Below are 22,839 nucleotides of genomic sequence, written 5' to 3'. Positions count from 1 at the left end.
GCCAAATGGAAATATTACCTCGGTTAATTAAGGCTCGGTTATAGGATGACCAATTGGTTGTACGGTAGATTTTAGAGGCAGGCTTATTCATTTTGAAATTATATTGCTGAATAAGCTTTTGATGCTAGGTTTGTGCAACAAAGCCATTATAAGATGAAAGGAATAGTACGCTAAACTACTATTCCTTTCATTAAATTATTTTAAAAAACTAATTCGATGCCTGCACCATATTTCCAGCCTTTTTCAGAATCCGTAGCCTCTTGCATAGAAGTGGCTTTCTGTCCTTTTTCATATTGGTAAGCAACGTCAATAAAAGGTTTAATTCGCTTAGTAATTTCATATCGGGTTTTGATCCCCGTTTTTAGTTCTGATAAACCTGATTTTGCAGCATAGTCAGAATCATCACTAAATACTACATCTGCTTCGATGTAAGGTTGAGTAATAAGTTTTTGAGTTAAAATTAAATCACGTTCGAATTCAAAACTTGTTCCCCAAAAGTTATTCTCTCCTCCATAAAGATATGCTTGTGTTTCAAAGAAATAAGGAGCTAGACCTAATATACCAATAACCCCATCCACTCGATCGCTGCTGCTGTTATTTTTATCTTCACTATATCTTACCCCAGCTTGTACATCCCAAAAGGGTGCTACATTACGGCTATAAAGTGCAGATACATCATATTTAGGATCATTGCTTTCTGCTTTGTCCAAATTTGCTTCAATAAATAGACGATTTTCATCTGTCCCAATTAAAGTATCAAACTTTGTTCCTAGGTTGCCCTTACCGTCTTCATCAACTATCCATGCATTTTCAAGTCTTGTTAGTTGATAAATTTGTCCGCCATGTTCTTTAAGATGATCATCATTAGATGGGGCTGATCTCTTTCTTGCGGTCAGAATAATATTATCTCCCCCATTTGCATTTTCCATTGAATAATATTCTGGATACAATTCTTGGGGGCTATATCTTAAGCCACCAGACTCCTGTAATAAGACTCTCATACCATTTGTAATATTACTTTCTTGTTGCGAAGTACTGTTATCAGCAAAAGTTAAGTTTGATATACTTATTAATGCAATTGATAAGACTGTTTTTGAAAAAAGTTTTTTAGTGGTTTGCATGTTGATTCACTCCCTTATCATTTGCATGGGGTTGGGCAACGATACTTTTTGAATCAACATCATTGCTATCTACATTTGCCACAATGAGTTTGTTCATCATTCCAGCTGCCATGTGATATAACAAATGGCAGTGGATAGCCCATTCACCTAATTCATCAGCAGTAAGTAAAGTTGTAACTGTTTTCCCTGGTGGCACAATGATCGTGTGTTTATTTGGCATATTACTTGGATCTTGACCATTTTCAAGCTGCATAAACATACCGTGCAAGTGCATTGGGTGAGCCATCATACTGTCATTCACAAATTTCAAGCGTATACGTTCCCCATATTTCACTTTGAATGGTTCTGTTTCATTAAACTTCTTACCATTAATTGTCCAAATGTAGCGCTCCATATTCCCACCAAGACGGATTTCCATTTCACGTTCAGCTGCACGAGTGTCTTTTTGAGGGTTTAAAGATTGTAAATCACTATACTGGAGTGCTTTTTGACCAACGGGTGTTGAAGCATTTGCCCATCCAAATACGGTATTATCATTCTTGTCTGAAGCCGACTTAACAGTAGCGCTATTCATCGGCATATCATGATTCATACCTTTCATAGAAGACATATCGTGATTCATGCCTTTCATAGAAGACATATCGTGATTCATGCCTTTCATAGAAGACATATCATGATTCATATCTTTCATTGAAGACATATCATGATCCATACCTTTCATAGAAGACATATCGTGATTCATGCCTTTCATAGAAGACATATCATGATTCATTCCCATATCTTCCATAGTCAATAAAGAACGAGGACGAGGCTTAGGCATCTCAATTTGTTTGACTGCTGGGCTGCTTTCTTCATGTAATGTTCCCACTGAAAAACCGGTACGATCAATAGATTCAGCTTCAATTTGGTAATGTGCTTGTTTTGGTTCCACAATTACGTCATAAGTTTCAGCAGTACCAATACGGAACTCATCTACAGGAACGGGCTTTACAGGTTGACCATCAGCACTGACTACAGTCATTTTTAGGTTTGGAATGCGTACATCAAAGAATGACATAGCGGAAGCATTAATAAAACGAAGGCGAACTTTTTCACCAGCTTTGAAGTTACCCGTCCAATTTTGCTGAGGTGTCTTGCCATTCATTAAAAATGTATAACCTGTGACATCAGACATATCTGTTTTCAGCATTCGCATCTGATTCCACATAGAACGGTCTTGCCAAGTCGCTTTTAGCCCATCACGTTTAACTTGTTTTAATACATCGAATACTGTTTCGCGGCGGTTCTGATAGTAGTCTGCTTCTTTTTTAAGATTTTTCATAATTTGATCACTTGTCGAATTATGAAAATCAGAAAGCAAAACAACGTAATCTTTATCGGTTTTTTCAGCAGCTGTTAGTGGAGTTTTATCTTTAGGATAAATAACAAAAGCACCATATAAACCGTCTTGTTCTTGTCCTTTACTATGTGAATGATACCAATAAGTACCATTTTGGCGGACTTTAAACTTATATTCATAAGTTTTATTAGGGGCAATGCCATTAAATTTGTTAAATCCAGGTACACCATCCATAATTCCAGGTAATAATAAGCCATGCCAATGGATTGAAGAGTCCTGATTTTTTAACTTATTGTGAACACGGATAACGGCCTCATCACCTTCTTCAAATTCAAGAAGTGGTGCAACGAATTTACCATTTACAGTAATTCTCTCAACTGGTTTTCCTGTGATATTTACAGTTTGTTCAGCGATTGTTAAATCATATTCTTTAACTGCCGCCATTACCCAAGTTGATGAAAATAAACCAACTCCAATTAAGAGTATATGACTTAACTTTTTTGACATTCTATCTCACCTTTAGAAAGGTCAAGATTGAAGTAATAAAGCAAATATTTAGTATAAACTTTAATACTTCTTTCTCGCTATTTATAAAATTATTTATTGCTACTAGGCATATTCATCTTTGAATGATCCATTTTAGAATGGTCCATATTCATCATAGAATGATCCATTTTAGAATGGTCCATATTCATCATAGAATGATCCATTTTTGACATGTCAGATGAGTTAGGAGACTGATGTTGACTATGATCTTGCTGAGTCTTGTCATCTTTTTCCATTTTACAAGGTTTTGTACAAGGTTCCTGTGCTTTTACCGTTTTAGTGGCACTTGAGGTTGATACATCTTTTGCCCAAGATTGAGTACCAGCAATTAAAGTTCCAGCACACATTAAAATTGTTAGACTACGACGCACTACAGTTTTCATAAGTTTCTCTAAAAGTTAATTTCTTGCTACTACAATAAAGTGAAGCACTGAACATCTAAGTGACTTGAAAATGACATTTTTGTAATCTATCTCGATCAGATGTTTTATAACGTTATTATAGTTTTAATGAATGACTTAGGATTCGGAAATGAGAATACTATTAGTTGAAGATGAACAAAAAACTGGTGATTATCTCAAGCAAGGTTTATCCGAAGCTGGCTATATTACGGACTGGGTTACAGATGGGTTAACGGGTAAACATCAAGCTCTTTCTGAAGAGTATGACTTAATTATTTTAGACGTGATGTTACCTGGACTAAATGGTTGGAATATTATCAATGATATTCGTAGCAGCGGTAAAACAATGCCCATTCTTTTTCTTACCGCCCGAGATCAAATCGAAGATCGAGTAAAAGGATTAGAGCTAGGCGCTGATGATTATTTAGTTAAGCCTTTTGCTTTTGCAGAGCTTCTAGCTCGAATAAAAACGCTCCTTAGACGAGGGCAACAAAGAGAAGATAATAATATTATTAAGATTGCTGATTTAGAACTTGATTTGAGAAAACGTCGGGTAACACGAGCAGGTCAACGCATTGATTTAACGGCTAAAGAATTTGCTCTTATGGAGCTTTTTATGCGTAGAAGAGGTGAAATTCTACCAAGAGCACTTATTGCATCTCAAATTTGGGATATGAACTTTGATAGTGATACAAATGTAGTTGAAGTCGCTATTAAACGATTAAGAAATAAAGTAGATAGTAATTTTACCCCTAAGTTAATTCAAAATATTAGAGGAATGGGGTATGTATTAGAGGTAGAAGATGAATAATAACTTATTCAAATCTATCAGTTTTCGGATCGGTATTATTTTCTCATTATCTACTATTTTCATTCTCATTATGATGGGGTTTTTCATCCATAAATTAGTGATGCATCATTTTGAAACGCAAGATCGTACCCAATTAGAAGGTAAAATCCAGCTTATTCAGAATCTTCTCCAACAGCATCCTAAAAATTCTCCAGAACTTGATCTATATTTGAAAGATGCTTTAGTTGGACACCATGATCTTATGGTCCAAATAGAACGACCGGCAGGTCAGATTTTATTTAGTTCAACACCTTCAATCATTAATACTCAACAGTTAATCAAGTCAGCAAATAACCCTTGGATTAAATGGAAAATTAAGAATAAGACCTATCGTGGCATGATCTACAACACGGATATAAACAAAAATACTGAAATACAATCTGTACGCATTATTGTGGGGATCGATACATCTGAACATCTACATTTTTTAAATGATTTTAAGCGTCAACTTTTTTACATTGGTTTAGCCGGTACGATTTGTTTAATGTTTTTAGGCTGGTTTGCAACCTGGAGAGGTTTAAGACCCGTGCAAAAAATGGCTCAGGTCGCAGAAGGCATTTCTGCCCAACATCTTTCAGAACGTTTAGAAGTTGAGCACACACCAACCGAACTAAAATCATTAGCAATTGCCTTCAATGATATGCTCGACAGACTAGAATCAGCTTTAGAAAGGCTTTCCGATTTTTCATCTGATTTAGCGCATGAAATTAGAACACCGATTAATAACTTAATGACTCAAACTCAAGTATGTCTTGCCCGTAAACGAGATACCAGTACCTATCAAGAAGTACTATTTTCTAATTTAGAAGAATTAGAACGTTTGGCTCGAATGGTATCCGATATGCTTTTCTTGGCAAAAGCAGAACATGGCCTAAAATTACAGAACTTACAGAATATTGACCTGGTTAAAGAAGTTACAGCCTTATTTGATTTCTATGATGCGCTAGCTGCCGAAAAAAATATGACGCTTCAACAAACAGGATCTGGAAATGTCAAAGGTGATCCTGCTATGTTACGTCGAGCACTCAGCAATCTATTATCTAATGCAGTTAAATATGGAAATAAGAATTCTACAATACGCATAAAACTTCAACAGAATTTAGATAACACAATATTTTCAATTGAAAATGAAGGCCCTGAAATCTCTCCTGAACAACTATCCAGGTTATTTGATCGATTTTATCGAACAGATGCATCTAGACAAAGAACAGAAGAAGGAACCGGCTTAGGGCTCGCGATAACAAAATCTATTCTTGATATGCTTGGGGCGACCATCCAGGCTGAATCCCTCAATGGTCGAATCATTTTTACCATTGTTTTTCAAAGTGAATCCATGCAAGGGGAATCATTTTAACTCATTTTTTGAACATCTTCCATTTACCCGAGTTGACCTTACATAAAGCTCAAACTGAGAGCCAGAGCTACGCCAGCACCTATCATGGCAATTGTGTAGCCAAATATGATAGCTCGGCCAAACTGTGCCCCCCCTGTCATCCATGCAATTGTCGCTTTGCTTAACATGTTGCTCAGTGTGGCCAGCCCTAGCGCGACAGCAGCCACATTTGTTGTTAAGCCTTCAGTACTATGCAGGCGGGCAAGTGAGACTAAAATAGCATCTACGTCTGCTAGCCCAGAAATAGTCGATAATACGAAGATGCCGCTGGTGCCCAACCATTGTTTTGCTGCCGGGACCAAGACTGCCATGACAGCCAGGAAAGCAGCGAAGCTGAATGCTGTCCCAAGATCAAAAGGAGCCATTGCTTCTATTGTTCGATCGTTGTTTTCAGCGCTGGTAATTTGGCGTTGTCTCCACAATGCCATACCCAGCAGAAGGATTCCCGCAATCATCATTGCACCACCAAAAGTGCTTAGCAATGCTGGCTCAATGACGCCTATCAGCACAACCATACGAAAAAACATGATGCCACAGGCAGCCAATGTTCCAGAAATAGCAGCACTGACCATGACGGGGTGCTGGCGTGTATAGCGTGCCAGTGCGACAGTTGCAGCTGTAGAAGATGCCAAACCACCCAATAGACCTGTCCAGAATATGCCTCTTTCTGAACCGGTAAGCCGCATGGCAAAATGACCTGCCAGAGAGAGTCCGGCAATCAGGATCACTGCCCACCATAACTGGTAAGGATTTAATGCAGCAAAAGGTCCCAGACCCGTATTGGGTAAGTAGGGTAATATAACGACAGAAAGTACCAGCAACTGCAGGGATGCGGTTAATTCACGATGCTCTATCAAGCGTAGCCAACCGTGTAAGGTTGGCTTGAGATCCAAAAATACAGCGACGATTACAGCCGCGGTTAATGCTAAAGTAACATTACCATGGGATGCATATGCACCTAAAACTAATGTCAACAGCATCGCGATCGTCGTGGTAGCGCTTAGATTACCGGAAAGTTTTGCGGTACGCGCGTAGGACACTGTTAATAATAAGGAAAGCCCTAATACGGCCGCGACCAGCGGCCAAGGCCCGAAGTTTGGTTGTAAATGACCGAGCACTCCTCCGAGCAATCCTGTCAATGTGAAGGTACGTAGGCCTGCTACTCGGCTGCCCTCGGGCAATTCACGATCGTGCCATCCTCGTTCTAAACCAATGAGCAGGCCGATGGCAAGTGCTGCAATCAGGCCTGATACATCTGGTGGAAGAAAAAGACTCTCTATCATAGCTTTTTATGTCGCAGGCGAAGGGCATTCGTGATCACTGAAGCTGAACTCAAACTCATAGCCAAGGCCGCAATCATCGGTGACAACAACCAACCGGTAAATGGGTAGAGTACGCCAGCTGCTATTGGGATACCCAAGGCATTGTAAAGGAAAGCAAACATGAGGTTCTGTTTCATGTTGCCAACAGTAGCTTCCGAAAGTGAACGGGCAACCGCGATACCGCGTAAATCTCCCTTGACCAAGGTAACTTGAGCACTATTCATTGCGACATCAGTTCCGGTCCCCATAGCGATACCGACATCAGCCTTGGCTAGTGCTGGTGCATCATTGATGCCATCACCAGCCATAGCCACGATGCGACCTTCCTTCTGCAATTTGCTGACCAGTTCTAGTTTATCTGCGGGTTTGACTTCGCCATGTACCTCATCAATGCCTAGACGTGCTGCGACTGAACGGGCAGTGGTGAGACCATCTCCTGTTGCCATCACGATACGTAGACCCGCTTCCTTCAGGGTGGCAAGTGCTTCTGGGGTACTTTTTTTGATGGGATCGGATACTGCAAGCAGGCCGGCCAATTTACCATTGATGGCTAGATGCATCACACTTGCACCTTCTGAACGCAGCTCTTCGGCTTGCGGAATCAGAGATTGTACCGAGATACCTAATTGCTCCATCAGTGCTGTGTTGCCCAAAGCTAACTGACGATCGCCCACTTGACCTCGAACACCAATCCCTGAGCCTGATTCAAAATTATCTGGTGTTTCAAGAGACAGGCCACGTTCGTGTGCTGCATTTACAATCGCTTCGGCTAGCGGGTGTTCACTGCCTTGATCAAGACTGGCGGCTAAACGTAATACTTCAGATTCATCGAAACCTGATGCGGCAACCACACGATCGAATACAGGGCGTCCTTCGGTCAACGTACCTGTTTTATCGATGATTAGTGTGTCAATCTTGCGCAGATTCTCAATGGCTGCTGCATCGCGGAACAACACACCATGAGTAGCACCTTGACCCGTTGCAACCATGATAGACATTGGAGTTGCCAAGCCTAGTGCACAAGGACAGGCAATAATGAGTACTGCCACAGCATTGATTAATGCATAAACCCAGCTCGACTCTTCTGGGCCGAACAATCCCCATCCAAAGAAGGTAAGCAAGGCAATGGTCACTACAGCCATGACGAACCAACCTGCTACCTGATCAGCCATACGTTGCATTGGTGCTCTCGAGCGTTGAGCTTGTGCCACCATCTGTACGATCTGGGACAACATGGTACTTGAACCAATTTTCTCTGAACGCATGATCAATGAACCATTGGTATTCAGGGTAGCGCCAATGACTTTATCGCCGATACGTTTAGTGATAGGTAAAGGTTCACCTGTCAGCATCGATTCATCCACTGAACTACTTCCTTCAGTGATTACACCATCCACAGGCACTTTTTCACCTGGGCGAATTCTGAGTAAATCTCCTACATGGACATGCGTTAGAGGAACATCTTCTTCAGTTCCATCAGGCAGGATTCGGCGAGCTGTTTTAGGAGCGAGCCCAAGGAGTGACTTAATTGCAGCAGAAGTTTGCGAACGTGCTTTTAACTCCAATATTTGTCCCAGTAGGGTCAATGAAATGATGACCGCTGAAGCTTCAAAGTAAACAGCGACACGACCCATGGAGATAAATGAGTCTGGAAAGATTTGTGGTGCAATGGTCGCAACCACACTGTAAATAAAAGCAGCCCCTGTACCTAGACCGATCAGGGTCCACATGTTTGGGCTGCGATTCACAACCGATTGCCAACCACGGGAAAAAAATGGCCAACCTGCCCACAGTACAATCGGGAGTGACAACACTAATTCAATCCAGCTCTGAACTGCCATGTCGAATAGGTTCAGTTGATGGCCAAACATTGCCAAAAAAGTCACGACTATGGTGAGTGGCAGTGTCCACCAGAAGCGTCGACGGAAATCACGTAACTCAGGATTCTCATCTTCCTCTAACTCGGGAATGAGTGGTTCCAGTGTCATTCCGCATTTAGGACAGTTTCCAGGATGATCCTGTCTAATTTCTGGATGCATTGGGCATGTATAGATGGTCGTACCTGTTGTGCTTGCCGCATTAACGTGTTGAACAGTCTGATGATGCTGTGTATGTGCATCGGCAGTCGTCGTTGCGGGTTTAGCGATATATTGCACCGGGCTGCTATGAAACTTTGATTGACATTTATCACTGCAAAAAAAGTAAGTTTTCCCCTTAAATTCCTCATGGTATTTCGATTCTTCAGTGACGGTCATACCACAGACTGGGTCTTTCAGTACGTCTGTTGTAGCCTGTGCCATATGGTCCTGGTTATGATTTTTTTGATCTGACATAAATAATTCTCTTATGGAAAAGTGGTTTTATGGCCGAATTTTGGAATAAATCTCGGAGTCTGTTGAGCATAGCTGTCATAGACAGCGCCAAACTGTTTACTCATTTCAGCCTCTTCCTTAATTGCCAAGCGGCTGTACATTAAGAGTAGGATTGGAAACATAATCAGTGTCAGTAAAGTTGGCCATTGCAATAAAAACCCCAGCAAGATCAAGATAAAAGCCACGTATTGGGGGTGACGTATGCGCGCATAGGGTCCGGTTACTGCCAATTGGTGATGACGTTGTGCGTGGTACAACACGTTCCATGCTGATGACAGTAAATAGAAACCATAGCCCAAAAAAATATAACTCGCGATGTGCAGAATGCCAAAATGTGGATCACCCTTTTCACCCAGTAGCGTTGACCATAAGTGACCTGAGTTATGCGACAGCAAATCAAGTTCAGGAAAGCGAGTTTGTAGCCAGCCTGACAACAGGTAAATGGTTAAAGGGAAACCATACATCTCGACAAACAATGCAATGATGAAAGCAGAGAAAGCGCTAAAAGTACGCCAGTCTCGTGCTGTGGCGGGTTTAAAAAAACTGAAGGCAAACATAATGAAAATTGCCGAATTTATGATGACGAGCCACCACAGACCATAGGCCGATTCCGCATGATTCATGAGGGGTCTCCTGGTTCGCGTGATTTTTTATTATCTGATGTGTCTGGATTTTTCTGTTGATGATGGTGATGTCCATGACCACCATGCATAAAAATATGCATGAGTGGGCATGCTAAAAGGAGTAAAAAGGGTAAAACACCAACGACATGGGCCAAATGCTCGGTTAAGAGAAAATAGGCTGCCACACCACCAATCACGAATAGGCCGATGGCATAACGTGTAGACCAAAAGTTAGGTACTGAATTATGTTCTTGAGGTTGATGGTTCATGGTGCTTCCCTCTCTAATTCATGGGTAATTATTTAGTTGTGGAGGGAGGCATACAGTCCATCATCATCTGCATCATGGATTGCATCATGTCCATACGTTTTTCCATCATTTGCTGACGGTCAGCCATATTTGCATTCATGCTTTGGCCGCTCATCTGTTTCATCATGCTCATACCTCCTTGCATGAGTTTCATGTGCTCAGCCATAAGTTTTTGACGTTCTTGAGGGTTTTTTGCAGCCATCATCTTTGCATGCATGGCTTGCATTGCTTTCATGTGCTGGTCCATTGCAGCCATTTTGTCTGGATTCATCTTGCCAGTAGTTGTCTTGTTAACAGTGACTGTAGATGAAAGGGTATTTTCTGGGTGATGCGTTTTATGCTCTTCGGGATTTTGAGCTAATGCACCTAAAGAGGCAACGGTTATACAAAGTGTGAGTAAAGTTTGGCGGATATAAGTCATGATATTTTCCTTCCATCAATTGATCAGCCGATACAACCTTTAAATGAATGAAGCAAACAAATAGAGAGAGGTATTTTTCATTTATTTGCTCCACTCATTCTTTTGATGAAGTTGATCGCTGGTTATGCCACCGGTGTTTTACTTAGGTGGTAGCTGGTTATAGTCAATGTTTTTATTTCTATTGAATAATTTTATCACTTGAGTCTATTGATTTTTAAAAATGACAAAAATGTAATTTTGAAGTCATCGCTCTGTTTCTGTCTCTCACTTATAATTGAAATATAAGAGGAGATGATGTGGTCTCATTAAATATAGATTTTATAAAGTCATCTCTAATGAACTAACGAATCAAGAGGAAACGTAAATGAAATTATTTCAAAATAAAATGACTGCTCTACGTAATGTTGTAGTAGCTGCAACGATGATTGTGGCTACTACAACTACGTTCGCTCATGTGAGTTTAGTGAGTGCGATTCCTGCGGAAAATGCATCTATCCTTAGTCAACCAAAGAACTTGACCCTTAACTTTGGTGCAGAGGTTATGTTGATGAATATTAAGTTACTGGATGCTCAGCGAAGAGATGTTCCTTTAAAATATGAAGTTACTCATGACTTAAAGAAATCCTTTGATGTCGCTCTTCCGAAACTGAAAAAAGGTAAATATACCGTTGTCTGGACAACAATGGGGAAAGATGGCCACAACATGAATGGTGAATATAGTTTCACTATCAAATCAACTAAATAAGAATTGATTACCTTTCAACATGTCAGTGAGGTGCTGACATGTTGTTCTAGAATGGACAAAAATAATGATTTCTGAATATTGGATGTGGGCCACTTGGTTAACTAAGGTTATTTTATATTTAAGTGTAGCTTTTGTCGTTGGTGGAGCCTTTTGCTATTTTTTACTTAGACAATATCTTGAACTAAAAGAATCGATTCTTAAATATATTACAATTGGCGCTGGATTAGGCCTAATTTCCAGTACCTTGGGATTTTTTATTCTGATTGGTAGTTTTGCCAATACTGGTATTACAGGGATGGTGGACCCCACGTATATTAATATATTGGTTAATACTCCGACGGGGTATATATACGTTCTTCGTTCTATTAGTTTTGCTCTTTTACTTCTTCTCATGGTGGTTAAAGTTAACAGGAACAAAGGTCAGTTTTCTATAATTGAAAGTTCAATATTTTGTATTTTACTTATCCCGATTATTTTTAGTTTTTCCCAGCTCGGACATGTCGCTAATTTAACCTTACTTGCTCAAATTTTATTATCAATCCATATTCTAGTTATGTCGTTATGGATGGGGTCTTTATATCCGTTATGGAAAACCAGCCGGGAAATAAGTGGTTTACCTTTAAAAGATCGCATGCATGTATTTGGACGTATTGCTGCTTTCATTGTTGGGATATTAATCGCCTGTGGCGCTAGTGTAGCTCTTCTTTTAATTAAAGATTTTAATACCTTAATCAATACTGCATATGGCTATGGTTTCATGGTTAAAATGTTTTTTGTTATAGGTATTCTACTTTTAGCTGCCTTCAACAAATGGTATTTCACCCCGCGTCTTCAACATCCTAAATTCGCTAAACACCTTAGTCATGCCATTTTATTTGAGATGTTATTAGGTCTATCAATTCTATTAACAACAGGCTATATAACCACTGTCGTGGGTATTGAATAAGAGAATTTCAAAATAAGGGAATTGAGGAAATTTAACATTACTGCATTTATCTTTTGTAGCTGAGCAATAAAGTTTCTACTGGACTGCCAACTTACGACAATCAGAACAGTAAAATCGCATCATGAGGCATTATACATAAAGGTAGTCACCGGTTTTTAGCTTATCTTCAACCCATAACGGTCTCATCTATTCAGTTCACTACCATTGATTGAAATAACTAATCTTATAAATTTCAGAGTGATCGTAGATGACAAAAATGTCATTTTAAAGTCACATTAATGTTGGTTCAGTACTTTTACTGTAGTCATTAGAACACTCTTCTTTGGAATACTCTGAAGAAAACTGTAAGGTTGTAAACAGACCAAGTTACAGCGAGAAACTGATTCAGAAAAAGGCTGGTTGTATGGTGAAAGTTTAGAGTTACTGTTCTAATGGTTTAAACAAATGTTTTGTTAAAAAGGAGCAACATATGAAATTTCACATCGCTAATATGACTTGTGGTGGTTGTGCACGCGGCATTACTACCGCAATTAAAGAGCTCGACTCGAATGCCTCACTCGATATTGATTTACAAAACCGTATTGTTGAAATCAACACAACGGTGAGTCAGGATCAAGTCATTGCCACTCTCAGTGAGCGTGGATTTACAGCTGATCCTGCTTAATCTCTGTTAGAGTAACAGTGGGAATTCCTTACCACTTTTACTCTCTCTTATTTTCCTCATCGTACAGATAAAACCTGTACTTGCTTGAAATAAAAGTAATCCCTGAATTCCCCCTAATCTTGGTTCGAGCTGATCTTCGCATATAGAACTCAGCATATCTAAATGATAGAGATCGTATATGAGTACCGAAATGACTGATACGCCACACTACAGTGAAACATTAGAGATTGAGGGGATGACATGTGCTTCTTGTGTAGGCCGTGTGGAAAAAGCTTTAAAATCTGTTGAGGGTGTTGAATCGGCTCATGTAAATCTGGCTACCGAAAAAGCAGTCATTTATGCGCATCAACCACTTGATCGCGCTACTTTAATTAAAGCCGTAGAAAAAGCAGGCTACGAAGTGGAAGCGCTGCAACCAATAGAGCTTACGATTGAGGGTATGTCATGTGCTTCTTGTGTAGGTCGAGTAGAAAAGGCCTTAAAATCTGTTGAGGGTGTGGAATCAGCTCATGTAAATCTGGCTACTGAAAAAGCGACTATTCAGGCAAGCTCATCTGTCACTCGTGACTCGTTAATTCAGGCTGTCACCAAAGCAGGGTTTGAAGCAAAGTCAGTTCATCAAACTACGGAAAGCACTCAAGATAAAAAAAATATTGAATTAGAAAAACTTAAAAAAGATTTAATTTTGTCAGTCTTATTGACTCTACCCGTTTTTATTTTAGAAATGGGATCACACCTGATTCCCGCCTTTCATACGTTTATGATGGATAACATTGGCCAACAAAATAGCTGGTTAATGCAATTTTTCTTGACCACAGTAGCATTAATTTTTCCAGGCCGACGCTTCTTCAAAAAGGGCATCCCAAGTTTATTCCGCTTAGCACCAGACATGAATTCCTTAGTGTCTGTAGGAACATTGGCTGCTTATCTTTATTCAGTGGTTGCTACTTTCTTTCCAAGTGTCCTGCCACAAGGCACGGTCAATGTTTATTATGAAGCTGCAGCGGTTATTATCACTTTAATTCTATTAGGTAGATTTTTTGAAGCCAAGGCAAAAGGCCGAACGTCTTTAGCAATTCAACATCTAGTTGGAATGCAGCCTAAAGTTGCCAGAATACAGCTCAATAATCAGGTGATAGAAGTTCCGATTGCCGAAGTTCAAACAGGAACGATTGTAGAGATTAGACCAGGCGAGCGTATCCCTGTCGATGGTGAAGTTATTCACGGCCAAAGTTTTATTGATGAATCCATGATTACTGGCGAGCCTATGCCCGTTGAAAAAATGATAGGCTCTACTGTGGTAGGAGGAACAATTAACCAAAGTGGCAGCTTAAATATCAAAGCCACCTCTGTTGGTAGTTCATCAGTGCTTTCTCAAATCATCCGAATGGTTGAACAGGCACAGGGTTCCAAGCTGCCGATTCAGGCATTGGTTGATAAAATTACCATGTGGTTTGTACCTGTAGTAATGGGTCTCTCTCTTTTAACTTTTATTACTTGGTTTATCTTCGGCCCTGAGCCAGCCCTAACGTTTAGCTTAGTTAATGCAGTTGCGGTACTCATTATTGCATGTCCTTGTGCAATGGGACTTGCAACGCCTACATCAATCATGGTGGGAACTGGGCGTGGTGCTGAAATGGGTGTTTTATTCCGTAAAGGGGAAGCTTTGCAGCTGCTCAAAGAAACTAAAGTGGTTGCTGTTGATAAAACAGGGACCCTGACTGAAGGGAAACCAATTTTAACCGATCTGCATGTCTTAGAAGGGTTTGAATACAATGCCGTACTTTCACTTATGGCAGCCGTTGAATCAAAGTCTGAGCATCCTATTGCTCGAGCAATTGTACAAGCCGCTATAGATAAGGAATTAATCCTGTCTCCTGTTGCTGATTTTAAATCAGTGACCGGCTACGGAATAGAAGCGAAGGTTTCTGAGCATTTGGTTCATATTGGTGCAGATCGATATATGGAAAAACTAGGTTTGAATCCTACTGTTTTTTCTCAATTTTCGGATCGTTTGGGAGAAGAAGGAAAAACCCCTCTCTATGTTGCGATTGACCAGAAACTTGCTGCCATTATTGCTGTAGCAGATCCAATTAAAGAATCAACATTTGCTGCAATTGAAGCGTTACATCAGTTAGGTTTAAAGGTTGCCATGATTACAGGTGATAACCGTCATACAGCTCAAGCGATTGCAAAAAAACTAGGTATTGATGAGGTTATTGCTGAAGTCTTACCTGAAGGTAAAATAGAGGCCGTTAAAAAATTAAAAAATCAATATGGTAAACTCGCATATGTTGGAGATGGCATTAATGATGCCCCTGCACTTGCAGAAGCAGATATTGGCTTAGCGATAGGTACAGGTACAGACGTAGCTATTGAAGCTGCTGATGTGGTTTTGATGTCTGGCAACCTGAAAGGAGTGCCGAATGCTATCGCTTTAAGCAAAGCGACTATAAGCAATATTCGTGAAAATTTATTTTGGGCATTTGTTTACAATGCAGCTCTGATTCCTATTGCAGCTGGTGTACTTTATCCGCAATTTGGACTGCTACTTTCTCCTGTATTTGCTGCAGGTGCAATGGCGCTCTCGTCAATATTTGTACTAGGAAATGCTTTACGATTAAAACGTTTTAAAGCCCCCCTTGCAATTATTTAACCATTTTTTATATACATTTAAAGTCTTGTTGGCTATTCTGCGTGTTGAAATAGAAAGGAAAATTCATTTTCTGAATGAAGATATCGGGTATGAACTGGTAAAGATACAATCCACGATTCATATTCAATCCCATGACTTTAAAGCGCAAAGCGTGTTGCAGATGCAGCTCTTATTCCGAGGAATTTTACACTGGTATCGCCCGCCGATAGAAACACCAGATCCGGCAGTCAGGACGTAAATAACCATTCCTCCAGTTTAAATAAAAAAACCTGCAGATTCGATGCAGGTTTTTTTTAGAGATAATCAATCGCGTCTTATTTGGCTTTACGCTCTTTTTCAATCAGGTAATTTACCACCTGAATTACTTTGGCATCATTGCCCTGCACAATATATTTACCATTCACGGTCACCGCTGGTACACCGCTTAACTGATATTGAGCAGTCAAATTTTTTGCCTGAGCAATTTTTGACGAAATCGGGAATGATTTATAAGTCGTGTTAAATTTCTCTTCAGAAATACCATAACGGGTATAGAACTTGGCCAATTGTGCCTGTTCTAAAATTGGACGCTGCTTGTCATGAATATCATGGAATAACTGTAAATGTGCTTTTTGACGCACACCCAGGGCTTCTGAAACATAATAAGCACGTGCAGCCTGTTCCCAAAGCGGGTTCATTGCAGCAGGTGTACGTACAAAACGGATATCTTTGGGTAATTTTTTCAACCAGTCCTGCATATGCGGTTCCAACGTGAAACAGTGACCACAGCCATACCAGAAGAATTCACGTACCTCAATTTTGCCCGGTTTTTCGACTTTGACTGGTTTTGCGACCACCTGATAGTCCTGACCTGCCACAAAATTGGCCATAGCACTACCTGAAAAGGCCAAAACAGATGCGGCAACAGCTCCTAAAAGGAATTTTTTCATTGGGATTATCGTCCTCTAAATCATTATGCTTAGTGTATGGGTTCACTATAAATCAATTATGCCGGTTCCGTTTTCATGCTGCGAACTTTTGTGCTATCAGAACCGCTACATTAAAGTATGCGACTGATTTTAAGTCAGTTAATATGGCCATTCGACCGCTATGTGTTTTTAGATAATCACAAAAGTTAAACTTTGAGTAATAAAAACGGTTATAATTTCTACGATTAAAACGTAGTGGTCAAACCTACAGTAAATATTAGCTTCTTACTATTCTCTTCAGTAACAGCCGCGTGGCTCTGAGAATGATCTTCTGACATACAATAGTTTCCTTATTCTATTTACGATTAGCTGAGAGACTTGAGTAAGCCTCAATATTTCTGCTAAAAATTGCTTACTATAATTGGTCAAGAAGCTTTCTTTTCATTTATCCACCGGGACAATATTGGTAATAAAACCAACATAAGAAGGGTTGATGAGATAATTCCTCCAATAACCACATTTGCTAGTGGGCACTTTACTTTTTCTCCAATTCCAATGCCTCCCTAACTAATTAGAGAGTTTTAAGCATTATTACATGAATCTTTCCAGTACTATTGTTGCAAATATACTAAGTTGCATATTTATTCCTGCCTATGTATAGGAGCATATGTAACCCTAAAGTTTAAAATAGTCTTTTCGGATTATTTAAAAATTTGAAAATGGTAAAGAATAAATTAAAAACAATAAATATATTTATCATTCGATTTAAAAAAATTAATTAATCTTCGTTACACCATACTAAAAATAACTAATTTTTAGTTTTCCTAGTTATATGTGCTTCATTATAATTTTGAATTAATTCTCTTCACACCCTTTGCTTTTTTCATTGTTAATTATTTCTAAATTTTTCTCTAAGAAACGAAGTCCCCCATCAGCAAAACTACTGGTTGAAAAAACTATAGTAAAAATAACTAAAACAATCTTCATATATATATTATTGAATCTAATCATATCTTGAACCAAAAAATAATTTCTTCATATACTAATTCCTAGATATATACACCTAAATGACAACCAAATTACAAATTTGTAATTTTGTTAAGGTTTGTCCTAAAAAAAATAAATTAATACTATTTTAACAAAGATAAGTCGTTGCTGAAAAATTTGAATTGTAAGGGATTTAATTATTGCTAAATCAAAAATTTATAGGACGGAAACTTTGTGATTCTTTGCTTTCTGCACTTATTATTTAATCAATGTTTCACGATTTTCATCGTGAAACTAAGTCTATTCGCAAATTTCAATGAGTTACTCACTGTCTTTTAAATAGCGGTATACCGCCTGGCGACTAATTCCAAATGCCTGGCCTAATGCCATTTTTGAAGGGTACTTCCCCTCCTTCCATGCCTGCCGTAAAGCTTCAGCTTGGTCGGGTTTTAATTTATGTACCCGGCCTTTGTACTTTCCTTTAGTAGAGGCTAGTTTAATTCCTTCCTTTTGCCGTTCTAAAATGATCTCACGTTCGAACTGTGCAAAAGCACCCATCAGTTGCAGCATCAAATTATCCATCGGAGTGGATTGGGCCGTAAAAGTAATATTTTCTTTTACAAACTGGATGGCGATCCCTCGTTTGACCAGTTTGTCTACTTCAGTGACCAAATCTTTTAGGCTTCGCGCAAAACGATCCATGGAATGTACAACAACTTGATCGCCTTCCCTGACATAGTTCAACATTTCCTGAAATTTAGGTCGATCGGTATTTTTACCTGAAGCGCGATCAACAAAAATTCGATCGACTTCAATTCCCTCAAGTTGACGTCCCGTATTTTGCTCGACTGAACTGACCCGGACATAACCTACTTTTTGACCTTTCACTTTTTCATGCCCCAATTGGATAAAAATGAACAATTTCGTAAATTATAAATCTTTAATACCAAAGTTACATGTTACTTATGATTAAAAATCATTTAAATGAGACATGCTTTTACGAACTTTTAGATTGTCACTTTAGGGTATAATCTAAAGTAACATAATATTCATAAATATAATCCTAAAAATTTGTCTCCACTTTTTTTTAAGTATTTTCAAATGTTCATCTATCATCAAATTTCACTATCACTCAATTGGTAAATCTCATGAGCAAAAAATCAACTAGCAATCATAATGCAGATATTAGTAATGCAAACAAAGGAACAAATGGTACCAATAAAACATATGATCAAAATCAAGGTAATCGAGGTACTCAATTAAATCCTCAAGTTAAAAAGTAAAAAATGGCTAGGTATTTTTAGATACCTAGCCAATACCTATCTTTAAGTAAGTTGAATAAATTATGGAATCTGTTGGCTTTCCTTCACAAGGCGATCTATTAAAGTTTTTTTATAATGCTACAGGTATCATCCCTGCAAAAGGAGAAGATATTTTAGATATTACGATAAGTTCTAAAAGTGTACATAAAGCATTAACACGTGTTGCAGAAGAAGAAGGGTGCAATTTTTTAGAAAACTTTAATCAATATAGTGAAGAACTTTTTTCTTCTATCTCTGCCCTGGTTTTGCAAAAAAAATTTAAAGATATTCTCATAAATCCAATAATAGAAATATTTAATGGTTATTTGAAATTGATATTAACTGAACATGCTTGTTTAGATAAAAAGCAGAATATAGAAAATCTTATTGAACGGTTTATGATTAATATTGCTCAGGCATGCTTTCCTGCAGAAATCTACTACAAATATATTTTAGATAAATCTTATCCTGAAGCACCAAATCTATTCACTTGGCTCAAAGATTCAGAAAAAACTCCTTTCATTCATGCTATGAACTGGATTTATAGTTCTGAAGAAATGACATATCAAGCATTTCATCAACTAGATAATGATTTAGACCAGAATGATAAGGATTTGATTAATGTAAAAAATTGGCTAGCTGGAAAAGTTCAATTGCCAAGTACATCTCAAATCCTTAGTACATTTCATAGAGCTTTTAAAAATCAAAAACTCAATACTAAGCTTATAGATACATATACTTTTTTTCTTTTGATCGCTAGGTTTCTAACTTATTGCAAAAATGCAATGTCATCAACATATGGTCCTTCATATACGTCAAGATACGTAGATTTATTCATACAAGCTTATTCTGCAGTGAAAAGAGATTTTTTCATTTTATTAGGAGAAATACCTTTTAAAGATATTAATTCAATGAGCATAGAAGAAAAAGAATTTCTCTTTGAGGGTCTTTTTATTTATAACATTGAAATATTTAATAAAAATTTTTTAGAAATGCAGAAAAAATTTACTATTAAACAAATGCTAGAGCTTTGGATACCTAAAGATCAACCGTATCATGCAGCAACTATACATATACATCGGTACTTAGGGTTAACAAAAAAAACTGAAGAAATCATGGCCTCTTTTAAAGTAAATATTGGAAATATTTTTCATGCCTATGATCTCATAAAAGGTGATAGATCAGATTATGACGTATGGTTAAATGAGTATAAGAGTATTAAAAATGATGAAATTTACCCTTGGTTAAAGAATTGGATTGATGCTGTCATTTATTACAAACAAAAACAATATGTTCAAGCACTAGAGAATATGAGAAAAGCTTTTAAATACATTCGTTACGCAGCAGCAGACAAGATGATAGAGTTTTTAGAGTTCTATATGATTCTGAGCCTTTTAGTCGAAGATAAAGCCGGATGGAAAGATTTTAAAAAAGCTTTTAAATGGGGGGTTTTTATCAATCAGTTTGGGGGAGATCTAAAGCCTTTTTACAATATCAATAATGAAATAGATATTAGAAAGCTTTTTGAAGAAAAAATCACACAGATTACACTTTTTGGAAATGTAAAAGATCTAAAATCTTTAGCTAATTTAGTCTTTCATTGGGAATATTCTTATAGTGAACCTAAACGGATTGCTATTTCTGAACAAGTTGAACTAGAACCCGAAAAAAGAGGCTTCTAGAGCAGCTTCTTTAAGCCGTATGGCTGATCTAATTGTTCACCAGGGCTTATTAAAACCGTGGAACATTGGTCAAGAATTAAGCGTGGAACATGATAAATCATAAAAAAAGCCCATTCGAGGGTGAACGGGCTTTTTTTTATGATATATCATACTGATTTTAAAAGATAAAACAATTGAATTTCGTATAAGGTGTATTATGTTAATTTTAGAAAAACTATAAAGAAGCTAGAAAATTGATGGAGCTTAAATTAATAAATACTGTCAACTTTACTGTATTCAACTACTTTCATTTCATAGCCATAATCTGTTTTATTTTTAAGATTAATCAGAACAAATCGGGTATCTATCACTGCTAATAGTCTCCAATCAGACTGATCATTTGGATATGCAGTTTGCTGCTCAAACAAAACTATTGGCAGTGTATTATTATTAATGGCGCTATTCGCATCGTTTATAGAAGGCAGTACCCATAAAGCATCAAACGTAGAAAAATAACCAAACTTATAAGTTCCAGCTAAAGCTATCAGTACCAGTGGTATAGCAGCATAAAGTTCAAGAACTTTCTTTAATGAAAAAGAGTTATACAAAAATATCCCCTATTTGAAAATATAAGACTTACATACATCTCAAAAGACACCGATTTGAGATGTATTTTTTATTGAATAAAAAAAATTAAAAGAAATTTTCAGGATATAAAAATGATGGTATATGTCTTCTAATTAATTGGACTTGCCCTTTATAACCTCGCTTCTCTAATTCTAGTAAGAATACGGGCCATGGAGGAATATTACTGCGATATACATTGCTTGATGATGTAGACATACCACCTCCAATTTCAGTAGATAACCCTCCATACAACTGCGTAGATAACCCTCCATACAACTGCGTAGATAACCCTCCATACAACTGCGTAGATAACCCTCCGTACAACTGCGTAGATAGCCCACCGTACAACTGAGTAGACATCCCACCGTACAACTGAGTAGACATCCCTCCGTACAACTGAGTAGACATCCCACCGTACAACTGAGTAGACATCCCTCCATACAACTGCGTAGATAGCCCACCATTCAATTGTGTGCTCAAATTTCGAGGCCAAGTTTTTAAATTTGGTATTTCTGGTCGTGACATAGCTCTATAACTCTTAGATATTAATCATAAAAAATTTATTAGAGTACATTACTATTTTTAAATCATTTATTGTGTGATGTTAAAAAAATACACGACAGATTATGTCTCATTAAGTAAATTTTATTATCTAGTCCTTATTTCATTTAACATAATAGCTGTGATGCAAAATCTTCAAAAATATAGTAAAAAATGGAAGCTTAAAGCTCCCATTTTGGAATCGTATAAGGTTTATTATGTTAATTTCAGAGAATATTCAATATTAATTTAATACTATTAGATGCCCCATCATTTTCTACATTGATCAGAGAGCAATCTAAAGTGCTTTATTCACTATGTGTTAAAAGTAGAGCCGCAGCCTTAAGTCGAATCTCCTCATTTTGACTACTTAGAAGTTCAAAAACCACTTTCATTGCCTCACTTTTCATCTCATCACAATTACTTGATGAATGTATTTTTTCATCCTCGACATCGAATCCTCGGTTAATAAATGATGTTAATACATCATAATATTGTGAAATTCGAGAGAGTGTTTTTCGTGCTCCAGATAAAGAGTGAAGTACCTCATTTGGAAGAGATTTTTTGGGAATAGTTTTCAAAAAATTTGCTTCGATATAGTGCGGATTTCCTATTTCTTTATTATCTGAAGATGCATCATATTTATAGGTGCTTGTAGTAATAAGTATATGAATCAAATTGGAATTTTCTAAAGATGGTGTTAACACTATTGAGCCTACTGGCATGTGAACAAATAGTTGAACCATTGATAATGTAGTTGCTGACGTTTTATCACTCAACACTTCAGATAGTTTATTTCTAGTAAGGCCCTCAAAACTGCAACCCCTTGCCCATCCTATACTAATTTTACCATTTTTGAATTGTGTTTCACGATCATATCCACTTGGTTTACTTCTTAAAATAAAAGCTGACACAATAATAACTCCTTTTCTTGATTTGAACTACAATACAACTTCTAAGAACTACAATCAATATTTATTTTTATTAACAGCCTCGCCTTGTTTGTTTAAAATCATTCGATATTTTTCTATTTTGTTGCATTAAGGATTTAAGGTAGAAAGAGCCAACCAAGTAATTGTGTTATATAACCCATTTTTTTCTATATTAT

The 22,839-nt window shown here is 37.8% G+C and carries 20 protein-coding genes and 1 pseudogene; 8 read left to right on the top strand and 13 right to left on the bottom strand.

Going from position 1 to position 22,839, the window contains the following annotated elements; all coding sequences use genetic code 11:
* Window positions 1-200: 200 nt before the first annotated feature.
* The 3 genes from ACY3FQ_RS04885 to ACY3FQ_RS04875 all read right to left on the bottom strand — a co-directional run bounded on the left by ACY3FQ_RS04885 (window position 201) and on the right by ACY3FQ_RS04875 (window position 3,389).
* Window positions 201-1,121: a copper resistance protein B gene (locus ACY3FQ_RS04885; RefSeq protein WP_005220168.1), complete on the bottom strand. Its 921-nt coding sequence runs from the start codon at window positions 1,119-1,121 to the stop codon at window positions 201-203.
* Window positions 1,108-2,967 carry a copper resistance system multicopper oxidase gene (locus ACY3FQ_RS04880; protein ID WP_489773654.1) on the bottom strand — a complete coding sequence of 620 codons (1,860 nt, stop codon included), beginning with the start codon at window positions 2,965-2,967 and terminating at the stop codon, window positions 1,108-1,110. Before ACY3FQ_RS04880 ends, ACY3FQ_RS04885 begins: the two co-directional genes overlap by 14 nt.
* Before the next feature lie 89 nt (window positions 2,968-3,056).
* Window positions 3,057-3,389, bottom strand: a complete 333-nt coding sequence (locus tag ACY3FQ_RS04875; RefSeq protein WP_126624536.1) for a hypothetical protein — start codon at window positions 3,387-3,389, stop codon at window positions 3,057-3,059.
* A 148-nt stretch (window positions 3,390-3,537) separates the two neighbouring features.
* On the opposite strand from ACY3FQ_RS04875, the gene ACY3FQ_RS04870 reads away from it, so the two are divergent.
* Together ACY3FQ_RS04870 and ACY3FQ_RS04865 are read left to right on the top strand one after the other, a co-directional pair.
* Window positions 3,538-4,218, top strand: coding sequence for a heavy metal response regulator transcription factor (locus ACY3FQ_RS04870; protein WP_004679347.1), 681 nt, complete (start codon window positions 3,538-3,540; stop codon window positions 4,216-4,218).
* Complete coding sequence (locus ACY3FQ_RS04865) at window positions 4,211-5,611, top strand: heavy metal sensor histidine kinase (RefSeq protein WP_489773653.1); 1,401 nt, start codon at window positions 4,211-4,213, stop codon at window positions 5,609-5,611. Before ACY3FQ_RS04870 ends, ACY3FQ_RS04865 begins: the two co-directional genes overlap by 8 nt.
* A gap of 38 nt (window positions 5,612-5,649) precedes the next feature.
* Here the strand turns inward: ACY3FQ_RS04865 and ACY3FQ_RS04860 are convergent, their stop codons facing one another.
* From ACY3FQ_RS04860 to ACY3FQ_RS04840, 5 genes are read right to left on the bottom strand one after another with little or no spacing between them, the layout of a single operon-like run.
* Window positions 5,650-6,933 (bottom strand): MgtC/SapB family protein, encoded by a 1,284-nt coding sequence (locus tag ACY3FQ_RS04860; RefSeq protein WP_004679352.1) that lies wholly within the window; start codon window positions 6,931-6,933, stop codon window positions 5,650-5,652.
* Window positions 6,930-9,305, bottom strand: coding sequence for a heavy metal translocating P-type ATPase (locus ACY3FQ_RS04855; RefSeq protein ID WP_489773652.1), 2,376 nt, complete (start codon window positions 9,303-9,305; stop codon window positions 6,930-6,932). The genes ACY3FQ_RS04860 and ACY3FQ_RS04855 overlap by 4 nt, the downstream gene beginning before the upstream one ends.
* Before the next feature lie 11 nt (window positions 9,306-9,316).
* On the bottom strand, window positions 9,317-9,967 hold the full coding sequence (locus ACY3FQ_RS04850) for a methyltransferase family protein (RefSeq protein ID WP_004681447.1): 651 nt from the start codon (window positions 9,965-9,967) through the stop codon (window positions 9,317-9,319).
* Window positions 9,964-10,236, bottom strand: a complete 273-nt coding sequence (locus tag ACY3FQ_RS04845) for a DUF2933 domain-containing protein (RefSeq protein WP_004755892.1) — start codon at window positions 10,234-10,236, stop codon at window positions 9,964-9,966. The genes ACY3FQ_RS04850 and ACY3FQ_RS04845 overlap by 4 nt, the downstream gene beginning before the upstream one ends.
* Before the next feature lie 28 nt (window positions 10,237-10,264).
* Window positions 10,265-10,696, bottom strand: coding sequence for an EMC3/TMCO1 family protein (locus ACY3FQ_RS04840; RefSeq protein WP_176538564.1), 432 nt, complete (start codon window positions 10,694-10,696; stop codon window positions 10,265-10,267).
* A gap of 364 nt (window positions 10,697-11,060) precedes the next feature.
* Here ACY3FQ_RS04840 and ACY3FQ_RS04835 point away from each other — a divergent pair, with 364 nt between their 5' ends.
* The 4 genes from ACY3FQ_RS04835 (at window position 11,061) to ACY3FQ_RS04820 (ending at window position 15,707) form a co-directional block, all read left to right on the top strand.
* Complete coding sequence (locus tag ACY3FQ_RS04835) at window positions 11,061-11,441, top strand: copper resistance CopC family protein (RefSeq protein WP_004281877.1); 381 nt, start codon at window positions 11,061-11,063, stop codon at window positions 11,439-11,441.
* A 64-nt stretch (window positions 11,442-11,505) separates the two neighbouring features.
* A complete protein-coding gene (locus ACY3FQ_RS04830) occupies window positions 11,506-12,387 on the top strand; it encodes a copper resistance D family protein (RefSeq protein ID WP_005180708.1) in 882 nt (293 codons plus the stop codon).
* Window positions 12,388-12,856: 469 nt separating this feature from the next.
* Window positions 12,857-13,051: a heavy-metal-associated domain-containing protein gene (locus ACY3FQ_RS04825; RefSeq protein WP_004281879.1), complete on the top strand. Its 195-nt coding sequence runs from the start codon at window positions 12,857-12,859 to the stop codon at window positions 13,049-13,051.
* A 178-nt stretch (window positions 13,052-13,229) separates the two neighbouring features.
* The gene (locus ACY3FQ_RS04820) at window positions 13,230-15,707 is read left to right on the top strand and encodes a heavy metal translocating P-type ATPase (RefSeq protein WP_279698853.1); all 2,478 of its coding nucleotides are present in this window, start codon (window positions 13,230-13,232) and stop codon (window positions 15,705-15,707) included.
* 314 nt (window positions 15,708-16,021) lie between these two features.
* Here ACY3FQ_RS04820 and ACY3FQ_RS04815 read toward each other — a convergent pair whose 3' ends face one another.
* The 3 genes and pseudogenes from ACY3FQ_RS04815 to ACY3FQ_RS04805 all read right to left on the bottom strand — a co-directional run bounded on the left by ACY3FQ_RS04815 (window position 16,022) and on the right by ACY3FQ_RS04805 (window position 18,490).
* Complete coding sequence (locus ACY3FQ_RS04815) at window positions 16,022-16,636, bottom strand: thiol:disulfide interchange protein DsbA/DsbL (RefSeq protein ID WP_004668326.1); 615 nt, start codon at window positions 16,634-16,636, stop codon at window positions 16,022-16,024.
* Between the two features lie 177 nt (window positions 16,637-16,813).
* A pseudogene (locus tag ACY3FQ_RS04810) lies at window positions 16,814-16,953 on the bottom strand (cation diffusion facilitator family transporter); the annotation flags it as partial.
* Between the two features lie 970 nt (window positions 16,954-17,923).
* Window positions 17,924-18,490, bottom strand: coding sequence for a recombinase family protein (locus tag ACY3FQ_RS04805; protein ID WP_005401406.1), 567 nt, complete (start codon window positions 18,488-18,490; stop codon window positions 17,924-17,926).
* A 260-nt stretch (window positions 18,491-18,750) separates the two neighbouring features.
* On the opposite strand from ACY3FQ_RS04805, the gene ACY3FQ_RS04800 reads away from it, so the two are divergent.
* Complete coding sequence (locus tag ACY3FQ_RS04800; RefSeq protein WP_005401407.1) at window positions 18,751-18,885, top strand: hypothetical protein; 135 nt, start codon at window positions 18,751-18,753, stop codon at window positions 18,883-18,885.
* Between the two features lie 62 nt (window positions 18,886-18,947).
* Window positions 18,948-20,585 (top strand): hypothetical protein, encoded by a 1,638-nt coding sequence (locus ACY3FQ_RS04795; RefSeq protein ID WP_126034969.1) that lies wholly within the window; start codon window positions 18,948-18,950, stop codon window positions 20,583-20,585.
* Between the two features lie 248 nt (window positions 20,586-20,833).
* Here ACY3FQ_RS04795 and ACY3FQ_RS04790 read toward each other — a convergent pair whose 3' ends face one another.
* Complete coding sequence (locus ACY3FQ_RS04790) at window positions 20,834-21,172, bottom strand: hypothetical protein (RefSeq protein WP_151837155.1); 339 nt, start codon at window positions 21,170-21,172, stop codon at window positions 20,834-20,836.
* Between the two features lie 867 nt (window positions 21,173-22,039).
* Window positions 22,040-22,645, bottom strand: coding sequence for a hypothetical protein (locus ACY3FQ_RS04785; protein WP_151837153.1), 606 nt, complete (start codon window positions 22,643-22,645; stop codon window positions 22,040-22,042).
* Window positions 22,646-22,839: the final 194 nt, after the last annotated feature.

The organism is Acinetobacter sp. AB03 (genome assembly GCF_058107045.1).
This window is presented reverse-complemented; position numbering and strand designations above follow the sequence as displayed.